The 10,308-nt window shown below is 69.2% G+C and carries 13 protein-coding genes; all 13 read right to left on the bottom strand.

Going from position 1 to position 10,308, the window contains the following annotated elements; translation table 11 throughout:
* Positions 1-116: 116 nt before the first annotated feature.
* From lgt to fmt, 13 genes are read right to left on the bottom strand one after another with little or no spacing between them, the layout of a single operon-like run.
* Positions 117-1,145, bottom strand: coding sequence for a prolipoprotein diacylglyceryl transferase (gene lgt, locus QMA07_RS06545; RefSeq protein ID WP_290160724.1), 1,029 nt, complete (start codon positions 1,143-1,145; stop codon positions 117-119).
* A gap of 10 nt (positions 1,146-1,155) precedes the next feature.
* Complete coding sequence (gene trpA / locus QMA07_RS06540) at positions 1,156-1,959, bottom strand: tryptophan synthase subunit alpha (protein ID WP_290160723.1); 804 nt, start codon at positions 1,957-1,959, stop codon at positions 1,156-1,158.
* Positions 1,956-3,224, bottom strand: coding sequence for a tryptophan synthase subunit beta (gene trpB, locus QMA07_RS06535; RefSeq protein WP_290160721.1), 1,269 nt, complete (start codon positions 3,222-3,224; stop codon positions 1,956-1,958). The genes trpA and trpB overlap by 4 nt, the downstream gene beginning before the upstream one ends.
* Positions 3,224-3,994: an indole-3-glycerol phosphate synthase TrpC gene (trpC, locus tag QMA07_RS06530; protein ID WP_290160793.1), complete on the bottom strand. Its 771-nt coding sequence runs from the start codon at positions 3,992-3,994 to the stop codon at positions 3,224-3,226. The genes trpB and trpC overlap by 1 nt, the downstream gene beginning before the upstream one ends.
* Positions 3,995-3,996: 2 nt before the next feature.
* A complete protein-coding gene (locus tag QMA07_RS06525) occupies positions 3,997-4,242 on the bottom strand; it encodes an HGxxPAAW family protein (RefSeq protein WP_290160720.1) in 246 nt (81 codons plus the stop codon).
* Between the two features lie 48 nt (positions 4,243-4,290).
* A complete protein-coding gene (locus QMA07_RS06520) occupies positions 4,291-4,881 on the bottom strand; it encodes a Trp biosynthesis-associated membrane protein (RefSeq protein ID WP_290160718.1) in 591 nt (196 codons plus the stop codon).
* The gene (hisI, locus tag QMA07_RS06515) at positions 4,878-5,237 is read right to left on the bottom strand and encodes a phosphoribosyl-AMP cyclohydrolase (RefSeq protein WP_290160717.1); all 360 of its coding nucleotides are present in this window, start codon (positions 5,235-5,237) and stop codon (positions 4,878-4,880) included. Before hisI ends, QMA07_RS06520 begins: the two co-directional genes overlap by 4 nt.
* Positions 5,234-5,995 (bottom strand): imidazole glycerol phosphate synthase subunit HisF, encoded by a 762-nt coding sequence (gene hisF / locus QMA07_RS06510; RefSeq protein ID WP_290160715.1) that lies wholly within the window; start codon positions 5,993-5,995, stop codon positions 5,234-5,236. Before hisF ends, hisI begins: the two co-directional genes overlap by 4 nt.
* Positions 5,995-6,837 (bottom strand): ATP phosphoribosyltransferase, encoded by an 843-nt coding sequence (gene hisG, locus QMA07_RS06505; protein WP_290160713.1) that lies wholly within the window; start codon positions 6,835-6,837, stop codon positions 5,995-5,997. The genes hisF and hisG overlap by 1 nt, the downstream gene beginning before the upstream one ends.
* A 38-nt stretch (positions 6,838-6,875) precedes the next feature.
* Positions 6,876-7,139: a phosphoribosyl-ATP diphosphatase gene (locus QMA07_RS06500; RefSeq protein WP_042536637.1), complete on the bottom strand. Its 264-nt coding sequence runs from the start codon at positions 7,137-7,139 to the stop codon at positions 6,876-6,878.
* A complete protein-coding gene (gene rpe, locus QMA07_RS06495) occupies positions 7,136-7,816 on the bottom strand; it encodes a ribulose-phosphate 3-epimerase (RefSeq protein ID WP_290160710.1) in 681 nt (226 codons plus the stop codon). The genes QMA07_RS06500 and rpe overlap by 4 nt, the downstream gene beginning before the upstream one ends.
* A 4-nt stretch (positions 7,817-7,820) precedes the next feature.
* Positions 7,821-9,350: a transcription antitermination factor NusB gene (locus QMA07_RS06490; protein WP_290160708.1), complete on the bottom strand. Its 1,530-nt coding sequence runs from the start codon at positions 9,348-9,350 to the stop codon at positions 7,821-7,823.
* Entirely contained in the window at positions 9,347-10,267 is a 921-nt protein-coding gene (fmt, locus tag QMA07_RS06485) for a methionyl-tRNA formyltransferase (RefSeq protein ID WP_290160706.1), read from the bottom strand. Before fmt ends, QMA07_RS06490 begins: the two co-directional genes overlap by 4 nt.
* Between the last annotated feature and the right edge of the window lie 41 nt (positions 10,268-10,308).

Here is a 10,308-nt window from a genome sequence, read left to right as displayed (position 1 = left end):
GCGCCGGAAGCGCCGTAGGGAGGCTGAAAATACACCAGTACCGTCCTCAGATCTGCAGCTGACCCGGGGACGTCATTGGCCGGGTGGATGTGATGGGGTCCGCACGGACCGGTCGGCTATCGAGCGCCTTCGGTGTCCGTGGGAGCGGTGCTTGTGGCGCTGGCTCCTGCGGCGACCTCTTCGGACGGAGGCTCACTCACGTCCACGAAATCGGAGGGATTGTTCTGCGATTCTACATCAGCGTCGAGATCCTTCCGGCCGCGACCGGGCTGATACGGTGACGGCTCGAGCCCGGGGTGACGGCGCGACTGCACGATGAGGATCGCGAGACCGACGACGATGCCGATGATCGCGGCCCAGACGTTGCTGCGGAGACCCAGGAGGATCTCGCTCGGATCGATGCGGATCGACTCCCAGACCACTCGTCCGGCGCTGTACCAGATGAGGTAGATCGCGAAGAGCCTGCCCCACTGGAATGCGGTCGCCTTGCGGCTCAGCCAGAGGAGGACGATCACGCCGAGGCCGTTCCAGAGCACCTCATAGAGGAAGGTCGGGTGGAAGAGCGTGCCCTCGGGAAGCCCCGGAGGGAACGCCGAGTTGTCAGAGGGGATCTCGAGACCCCACGGCAGGTCGGTCGGAAGCCCGTAGAGCTCGTTGTTGAACCAGTTGCCGAAACGGCCCATGGCCTGCGCGAGCAGCAGTCCCGGCGCCAGCGCATCCGCGAAGGTCCAGAAGCGGATGCCGGTCCAGCGGCATCCGAGGTACGCGCCCACGGCTCCACCGATGAGTGCGCCGAAGATGGCGATGCCGCCCTCCCAGATCGCCCAGACCGACCCCGGCTCGAACGGGTTCCAGGTGTTCCTGCCCTCGCCGAAGTAGAAGTTCGGGTGGGTGAGGACGTGGAAGATGCGCGCCCCGATGATGGCGAGCGGAACAGCGAGGATCGAGATGTCGATCACGACCCACGGCTCCGCCCCACGCCTGGTGAGGCGGTGGTTGGTCAGCAGGACCGCGGCGATGATGCCGGCGATGATGCAGAGCGCGTAGAAGTGGATCCGGAGGGGGCCGAGGTCGATGTAGGAGACCGTGGGACTCGGGATGCTGGCGAGCACGCCGGTGAAGGTGCTGTGAAGCGCGAGGGACATGAGTGCGATTCTAGTTCTCGTGTACGGGGCGTGCCGACGACGTGCCGACCGCCAGGTTTCGGGTGACCTCTGCGAGGGCGGGGATGCCGCCGTCCCGGAGGGCGCGGACCAGTGCGGTGCCGACGATCGCGCCGTCCGCGTATTCGGAGACTCCGGCGATCTGCTCGGCGGTCGAGATGCCGATGCCGACGCAGGCACGGACATCGCCGTGCTCGCGCAGGCGACCGACCAGGGTGCGCGCAGCCCGGTCGAGCTCGGTGCGCTCACCGGTGATGCCCATCGTGGAGACGGTGTAGACGAAGCCGGTCGAGGATTTCACGACGAGCTCGAGGCGTTCGTCCGACGAGGTGGGGGCAGCGAGGAAGACACGGTCGAGGCCGGTGCGCTCACTCGCGGCGATCCACTCCCCTGCGACCTCCGGGGTGATGTCGGGGGTGATGAGCCCGGCGCCCCCGGCGGCGAGCAGATCATCGGCGTAACGATCGACTCCGTACTGGAACACGGGGTTCCAGTACGTCATGACCAGCACGGGCACATCGGTCGCTGCGGTGATCGCACGCACGGCGGTGAAGAGGTCCTTCATCTTGAACCCGTTCGCGAGCGCAGCGGTGGTGGCTTCCTGGATCACCGCGCCGTCCATGACCGGGTCGCTGTAGGGCGGGCCGAGCTCGATGATGTCGACGCCGTTCTCGGCGAGGGCGATCGCGGCCTGGATGCTGGTCTCGAGATCGGGGAACCCGACCGGGAGGTATCCGACGAAGGCGCTGCGACCGGCCTCGTGGGCTGCGGCGATCGCCTGTTCCACGCGGCTCACAGTTCCGGCTCCCCCTTCGACGCGGCTGCCTCGGCGTCGCTCTCCTCTTCGACATCGTGAGCGAGTGCCTCGGCGTCGTAGAGGTCGAAGTACCGGGCAGCCGTGTCCATGTCCTTGTCGCCGCGCCCCGAGAGACAGATCGCCAGAACGGCATCCGGTCCGAGGTCGCGACCGAGGCGGAGTGCGCCGGCCAGGGCATGCGCGGACTCGATGGCCGGGATGATGCCCTCGGTGCGGCTCAGCAGACGCAGGGCCTGCATGGCCTCGTCGTCGGTCGCAGGAATGTACTCGGCACGGCCGATGTCGGCGAGCCAGGAGTGCTCAGGGCCGACGCCAGGGTAGTCGAGACCGGCCGAGATCGAGTGCGACTCGACGGTCTGACCGTCCTCGTCCTGGAGGACGTAGGTCTTGGCGCCGTGCAGGATGCCGGGGCGACCACGTTCGATCGATGCGGCATGCCGCGGGGAGTCGACGCCATCTCCGGCAGCCTCGACGCCGTAGAGCTTCACGCCCTCGTCGTCGAGGAACGCATCGAACATGCCGATCGCGTTCGAGCCGCCTCCGACACAGGCGATGACCGCGTCGGGCAGACGCCCGACCTCGTCGAGCAGCTGCTGTCGAGCCTCTTCGCCGATGATCTTCTGGAAATCGCGGACCATAGCGGGGAACGGGTGCGGGCCCGCGGCGGTGCCGAAGATGTAGTTGGTGGTCTCGACCGAGGCGACCCAGTCGCGGTAGGCGTCGTTGATCGCATCCTTCAGGGTGCGGGAGCCGGAGGTCACAGCGACGACCTCCGCGCCCAGCAGCCGCATTCGCGCGACGTTCAGCGCCTGGCGCTCGGTGTCGACCTCACCCATGTAGATCGTGCACTCGAGGCCGAACAGAGCCGCGGCCGTCGCCGTGGCGACGCCGTGCTGGCCCGCTCCCGTCTCGGCGATCACGCGCTTCTTGCCGAGGCGCTTGGTCAGCAGCGCCTGGCCGAGCACGTTGTTGATCTTGTGCGAGCCGGTGTGGTTGAGATCCTCCCGCTTGAGGAAGACTCGCGCCCCGCCGGCGTGCTCGGCGAACCGGGCGACCTCGGTCAGCGGAGACGGACGCCCGGCGTACGAGCTGAGCAGGGAGGCCAGCTCGTCGCGGAACGCCGGGTCGACGATCGCTTCCGCGTAGGCGGCGGAGAGCTCGTCGATCGCGGCGACAAGCGACTCGGGCATGTATCGCCCGCCGTATTCGCCGAACAGGGGACCATGCTGATCTCGCAGGCTCATCACGCCTCCAGGAAGCTCTTGAGTGTGGCGACCGGGTCGCCCGTGACGAGCGCCTCCCCGATCAGGACGACGTCAGCACCCGCGGAGCGGTAGTGCGTGACGTCTGCAGGGGTGAGGACCGCGGACTCGGCGATCTTGACGGCGGAGTCGGGGATGCGGTCGACGAGACGGCCGAACAGGTCGCGGTCGAGCTCGAGTGTCGTCAGATCGCGGGCGTTGACGCCGATCAACGGTGCCCCGAGGTCGATCGCGACCTCGAGCTCGTCGGCCGAGTGCGTCTCGACGAGCGGAGTCATGCCGAGCTCGGTGATGAAGCCGAACAGGTCACGGAGCACGTGCGGCTCGAGCCCGGCGACGATCAGCAGCACGAGGTCGGCACCGGCCGCTCGCGCTTCGAGCACCTGGTATCGGTTCGCGATGAAGTCCTTGCGCAGCACAGGCAGCGACACGCGGGCCGTGACGGCCTCGAGATCGGCGAGGCTGCCGCCGAAGCGACGCTCCTCGGTGAGGACGCTGATCGCCGACGCGCCGCCCGTCTCATACAGCGAGGCCTGGAGTGCCGGGTCGGGGATCTCGGCAAGAGCGCCGCGCGACGGGCTCGCGCGCTTCACCTCGGCGATGATCTTCACGCGCTCGGCGGGAGCGAGGAACGCGAGCGCATCCTTTGCGGCGGGGCGCGCGAGAGCATCGCGCTCGACGTCGGCGAGCGGCCGGGTCAGGGCGCGACGTTCAGCGTCTGCGACTGCGCCGGCCGTGAGGTCGGCGAGCACCATTAGTGCGCCTTCGGCGAGTACTTGGGGCCCTTCACGCCGTAGCCGGCGCGCGAGAGCAGCCAGCCCACGAGCGCGCCGATCGGAACGATCGCGGCACCCACCCAGATCAGTGCGACCCACACGGGGCTGAACTCGGCGAGGCAGAATGCCAGCGTGCCGATCGTGAAGCCGGCGAGCATGATGATGACGCCCGTCCATGCGGCAGGCGAGTGTCCGTGGCCGGGGTCAGCGATCGGGTTGGTCATGGTCTCCTCCGGGGGACGACGTGCTGGTTCGGGTCAAGTCTATCGGGGTCATCGTGTCGGGTCGGTTCCGCGAGACAGGTCATCCCACGAATCGATCGCGTCGACAGGCCCCGCGGTCGAGTCGACATGTGCGGCGTCGGTGCGGTAACGGCGTCCTCCGCGTTTCCAGCGTCGCCAGGTGAGGAGCACGACGAGAGACGCCGCCAGCAGGATGACCCAGCCGACGAGCGTCATCACGGGCCAGGCCGAGAGCTCGATTCCGGCGACGACATCGGCGATCGCCGCGCTGCCTGCGAGCCCCGTGGTCTCCGTGACGGTGGGGCCGACAGCGCTCAGCGGCGCGGTCAGGAGCAGCTGCAGAGTCGTCCAGCCGAGGAAGAGCGAGGCTGCGGTGGCGAGCACGCCGAACACGAGTCGCATCACAGGGCCGACGATCGAGAGCGCGATGCCGAGCGCCAGGACCGCGAGGCTCAGCGGAGCGAGCAGCGGCAGGGCCGACGCGCCGGGCACGAGGATCGCCTCCCCGGCATCGGCGCGTGCGACCGTGAGCCACGTCTGGGTCGACGAGATGATCCCGATCGCACCGGAGAGGAGGAAGCCGGAGACGGCGATCGACCGACCTCTCTGCACGAAACTCACTCGGCCGAGCTCCCCTCGACGGCATGCAGGTCCGTCGTGTCGAAGCAGGTCCGGGTGCCGGTGTGGCAGGCGGGGCCGGTCTGGTCGACTCGCAGCAGGATCGCGTCACCGTCGCAGTCGAGTCTCGCCTCGTGCACCACCTGGACGTGCCCGGAGGTGTCTCCCTTGCGCCAGTACTCCTGACGGGAGCGCGACCAGTACACCGCGCGGCCCGTCGTGAGGGTTCGGCGCAGCGCTTCGGCATCGACCCACGCCAGCATGAGGACCTCAGCCGAGTCCCACTGCTGCACGATCACCGGTGCGAGGCCGTCGTCGTTGAAGGCGACCTGGGCGATACGCGCCTCGACATCGCTCATCGGACGATCACTCCTTCTGCGCGCAGCGCGTCCTTGACGTCGCCGACCGTGAGCGCACCGGTGTGGAACACGCTGGCCGCCAGTACCGCATCCGCTCCTGCCTTGATGGCCGGAGCGAAGTCGGAGACCTTGCCGGCGCCGCCCGACGCGATCACCGGCACAGACGCGGCCTCGCGCATCAGCTTCACCAGTTCGAGGTCGAAGCCGTCTCGCGTGCCGTCGGCATCGATCGAGTTGACCAGCAGCTCTCCTGCCCCGCGCTCTGCCGCCTCACGCGCCCAGTCGAGCGCATCGAGGGTCGTCTGCGTGCGCCCGCCGTGAGTCGTGACCACGAAACCGGAGGCCGTGCCGGCCGCCCGCTTGACGTCGAGCGACAGCACCAGCACCTGAGCGCCGAAGCGGTCGGCGATCTCGCCGATCAGTTCAGGGCGGGCGATCGCGGCGGAGTTGACCCCGACCTTGTCGGCGCCGACCGAGAGCAGCCGCGCCACGTCGTCGACGCTGCGCACTCCCCCGCCGACCGTCAGAGGAACGAACACCTGCTCAGCCGTGCGCTGCACGACGTCGTAGGTCGTGGCACGGGCATCGACGGTCGCGGTGACGTCGAGGAATGTGATCTCGTCTGCGCCCTGCGCCGCGTAGTGGCGTGCGAGCTCGACGGGGTCGCCCATGTCGCGGAGGTTCTCGAAGTTGACGCCCTTGACGACACGGCCGTCTGCGACATCGAGGCACGGGATGACGCGACTCGCGAGCGTCATCAGAGCCTCGCGTTGTGGATCGCCGTGACCAGGATCGCGCGAGCGCCGAGCGCGTACAGAGCGTCCATCACGGGGTTGACTCGGGCGCGTGCGACCATGACTCGGACGGCGACCCACTCCGGGTCGCGCAGGGGCGAGACCGTGGGCGACTCGATGCCGCCCGCGATCTTGACGGCGTCATCGAGGAGAGCCAGCGGCAGGTCGTAGTCGATCATCACGAACCGGCGAGCGACCATCACGCCGCGCAGGCGACGCAGAAGGGTGTCAGAGCCCTCCGCATCATGCGGGCCGGCGATCAGCACGGCCTCGGACTGCAGGATCACAGGGCCGAAGACGTCGAGTCCCGCCTGACGCAGCGTCGTGCCCGTCTCGACGACATCGGCGACCGCGTCTGCGACGCCGAGGCGCACGGCCGACTCCACGGCGCCGTCGAGCGGCACGAGATCGACCGCGATGCCGCGTTCGTCGAGGAACGCGTCGACGAGGCCGGGGTACGACGTCGCGATGCGCAGCCCGTCGAGCTCGGACACCTCCGTGTAACGCCCCGAAGGCGCGGCGAAGCGGAAGGTCGACCCGGCGAAGCCGAGCGCCTCGATCTCGCGAGCCCCGGGCATACGGGCGTCGAGGAGCAGATCGCGGCCCGTGATGCCGACGTCGATGGCGCCGGAGCCGACGTAGGTCGCGATGTCCTTGGGGCGGAGGTAGAAGAACTCGACGTCGTTGTCGGCATCGACGACGTGGAGTGTCTTGGGATCACGACGACCGGCGTAGCCGGCCTCCGCGAGCATGTCGGCGGCCGTCTCGGAGAGAGAGCCCTTGTTGGGAACAGCAATGCGCAGCATGGGAAGCCTTCAGATCGAAGCGAGTGGGGCGGAGCGCTTCACAGATGTCGGTAGACGTCCTGCAGGCTCAGGCCTTTCGCGATCATCATCACCTGGACGTGGTATAGCAGCTGCGAGATCTCCTCCGCAGCGGCCTCGTCGGATTCGTACTCGGATGCCATCCAGACTTCGGCGGCCTCCTCGACGATCTTCTTGCCGATCGTGTGCACGCCGCCGTCGAGCTCCGCGACCGTACCCGACCCCTCTGGGCGGGTCTCGGCCTTGACGCTGAGCTCGGCGAACAGCTCGTCGAAAGTCTTCACGATTCCAGGCTAGCGGCTCTGGCGCGGTCTCTGAGCCGGGTGACGGCGGCCTCGACGTCGTCGGAGCCGTAGACCGCGGATCCTGCCACGAACGTGTCGGCGCCCGCGGCGGCCGCGGCCTCGATGGTCGCATCCGAGATCCCGCCGTCGACCTGGAGCCAGACGTTCGATCCGCGGCGCCTGGCCTCATCGGCGAGAGCACGCAGCTTCGGCATGGTCTCGGGCATGAATCCCTGCCCGCCGAACCCGGGTTCGACGGTCATCACGAGGATCTGGTCGAACTCCTCGAGAACGCTGTAGAGACCCTCGGCCGGCGTGTCGGGTTTGATCGCGACGCCCGCCCTGGCCCCGATGCTGCGCAGAGTGCGGGCGAGTGAGATCGGATCTGCGGCCGCCTCGAGGTGGAAGGTGACGCTGGCGGCCCCCAGCTCGGCGTAGGCGGGGGCCCAGCGCTCGGGCTCGGTGATCATCAGGTGCACGTCGAGCGGGATGGGACTGGTCGCCTGGATTCGCTCGACCATCTGCGGACCGAACGTGAGGTTCGGTACGAAGTGGTTGTCCATCACGTCGACGTGCGCGAAGTCGGCGGTCGCGATCTTGGCGAGATCGCGCTGCATGTTGACGAAATCGGCAGCGAGGATGCTGGGGTTGATGCGCGGTGCGCTGGGGAGGTCCACGTCTCTAGTCTCTCTCTTCGGAGTTCGTGTCGTTCTGCGCGGTGGAGTCGCGCTGGAGGAGCGCGAGGAACATGGCATCCGTGCCGTGGCGATGCGGCCACAGCTGCACCCGGCCCGAACCGTCATCGGCGAGGTCGATCGGTGACTCGGACACACCCTCGAGCACGGCACGCGCATCGATCTCGCCGACGTCGGTGCGGCCGCGAAGCGCCTCCTGGACGACGCCCGTGGTCTCGGCGAGATGCGGCGAGCAGGTCACATACGCGACGATGCCGCCCGGAGCGAGTGCGTCGAGCGCAGAGCGCAGGAGTTCGACCTGCAGCGGCACGAGCTCGGCGACATCGGCAGGGGTCTTGCGCCAGCGCGCCTCGGGCCGCCGCCGGAGGGCGCCGAGGCCGGTGCACGGCGCATCGACGAGGATGCGATCGAACGCGCCGGGATGGGTGGTGCCGAATGAGCGCCCGTCCTCCTCGCGCACGACGACCTCACCCGGTACGGCACGCAGGGCGTTGCGCACGAGACGTGCTCGTGTCGGGATGACCTCGTTGGCCTCGAGCGTGACGTCATGCTCGAGGGCGATCGCCGCGAGCAGCGCGGTCTTGCCTCCGGGGCCGGCGCACAGATCGAGCCAGCGCTCGCCCGAGGTGATCGGCGCGGCCGCCGTCAGTGCGAGTGCCACCAGTTGCGAGCCCTCGTCCTGGACCCGAACCGTGCCGCCGGTCGAGGCGATCACACGATGCGGATCGCCACCGGGTGATCCGTATGCCGTCGGAGCGTACGGGCGCCGCGGCTCGCCCGGCTCCGCGAGTCCGGGGAGCGCCACCAGCGTCACCTCCGGTGAGGCGTTGTCGGCGTCGAGGAGCTCGTCGAGTTCGTCGGCGCGCCCCTCGGCCGCCAGAGCGCGTCGCAGCGCTCTGATGACCCAGACGGGGTGGGCAGAGCGCAGTGCGAGACGCTCATCGTCGGACCGCGCCGAACTCTCGATGCGCTCCTCCCACTCCCCCGGTGTCTCTCGAGAGATCCGGCGCAGCACGGCGTTCGCGAAGCTCGATGCGCCTCGCCCCTGAGCCGCGGCGACCAGGTTCACGGACTCGTTCACGGCTGCGTGGGAGGCGACCCGTGTGGCGAGCAGCTGATGGGTGGCCAGCCGCAGCGCGTCGAGCACGGCGGGGTCGATCTCCTCCGTCGGGCGATCGGCGGCGGCGGAGATGATCGCGTCATAGGTGCCACGACGACGGAGGGTTCCGTATGCGAGCTCCGTCGCGAGCGCGGCGTCCTGCGGGTCGAGGCGAGCCTCGGCGATGGCCGGAGGCAGGATCAGGTTGGCGTAGGCGTCCGACTCGGAGACCGCTCGCAGCACGTCGTACGCGACCCGACGAGCGGGCTGCACCGTGCGCTGCGGCCCGCGAGGCTGGTCGCTGCGCTGGGCCTGAGGCTGACCACCCCGGGCCTGACCGCCGCGCTGCCCGCGCGCTCGGCCCTGCGACCCGCCCGGACGACCGTCGCGACGCTTCGCGTCTCCCTGCTCGCTCATGCGCCGGCTCGCAGACTGTCGGTGTCGCGCTGGCCACGCCACCAGTCGACCGCGTTCATGGCTCCCTTGCCCGCCGGCTGCACGCGCGTGACGGAGAGCGGCGTCGAGGCGGTGCCGATGAGGAGTGTCGTCTTCGTCGCGGCTATCTCTCCCGGTTCGAGGGCGGTGTCGTCGCTCGACGGCGCGGCCTCGAGGATCTTCACGCGGAGCCCGTCGACGGTGGTGTGCGCTCCCGGCTCGGGAGTGACGCCGCGGAAGCGCGCGAACACCTGTGCGAGGGGCTGGCTCCAGTCGAGCAGACCGTCATCGAGCGTGAGCTTCGGCGCCAGGCTCGGCTCTCCGTGCTGCGGAACCGCATGCGCAGTGCCGTCGGCGATGGCCTCCACCACTTCTGATGTCAGCTGCGCCCCGTCGATGGCAAGGGCCTCGAGGGCCGCGTCGGCCGTCGACCCCGCCGCCACGTCGACGACGCGCGTGGCGAAGACGTCGCCTGCGTCGAGGGCGGGTACCAGCTGGAAGACGCTCGCTCCGAGCTCAGCGTCGCCGGCGATCAGCGCGCGCTGCACGGGAGCGGCACCGCGCCACCGGGGCAGGAGCGAGAAGTGCAGGTTGATCCACCCCTTCGCGGGAGCGGAGAGCAGCGGCTCTCGCACGAGGCCGCCATACGCGACGATCACACCGAGCTCGGGATGCAGGGCGGCGATGGCCTCGGTCGCCTCATCGTCGAGCCGCGCAGCCTTGATGATGGGCAGATCGAGGTCGGCTGCTGCCTGAGCGACCGGCGACGGTGTCAGCACACGCTTGCGCCCCAGGGGCGCATCGGGTCGCGTGATCACAGCCGCGATGTCGTGCTCGGCCGCGAGGCGGAGGAGTGTGGGGACGGCTGCCGACGGTGTGCCGGCGAAGACGAGTCGCATGAAGGTGCTCCGGAGGGATGCGGTGTGTGGATCGGATGAGA

It is taken from the genome of Microbacterium sp. APC 3901, assembly GCF_030407765.1.
In the GTDB taxonomy this organism is placed as follows: Bacteria; Actinomycetota; Actinomycetes; order Actinomycetales; family Microbacteriaceae; genus Microbacterium.
This window is presented reverse-complemented; position numbering and strand designations above follow the sequence as displayed.

Excerpts from the sequence above, each read along its gene's own strand:
- lgt (WP_290160724.1), bottom strand. The coding sequence starts at position 1,145 with ATGTCCCTCGCGCTTCACAGCACCTTCACCGGCGTGCTCGCCAGCATC.
- QMA07_RS06525 (WP_290160720.1), bottom strand. The coding sequence starts at position 4,242 with ATGACCAACCCGATCGCTGACCCCGGCCACGGACACTCGCCTGCCGCA.
- hisG (WP_290160713.1), bottom strand. The coding sequence starts at position 6,837 with ATGCTGCGCATTGCTGTTCCCAACAAGGGCTCTCTCTCCGAGACGGCC.
- trpB (WP_290160721.1), bottom strand. The coding sequence starts at position 3,224 with ATGAGCCTGCGAGATCAGCATGGTCCCCTGTTCGGCGAATACGGCGGG.
- fmt (WP_290160706.1), bottom strand. The coding sequence starts at position 10,267 with ATGCGACTCGTCTTCGCCGGCACACCGTCGGCAGCCGTCCCCACACTC.
- hisF (WP_290160715.1), bottom strand. The coding sequence starts at position 5,995 with ATGACGCTCGCGAGTCGCGTCATCCCGTGCCTCGATGTCGCAGACGGC.
- QMA07_RS06490 (WP_290160708.1), bottom strand. The coding sequence starts at position 9,350 with ATGAGCGAGCAGGGAGACGCGAAGCGTCGCGACGGTCGTCCGGGCGGG.
- hisI (WP_290160717.1), bottom strand. The coding sequence starts at position 5,237 with ATGAGCGATGTCGAGGCGCGTATCGCCCAGGTCGCCTTCAACGACGAC.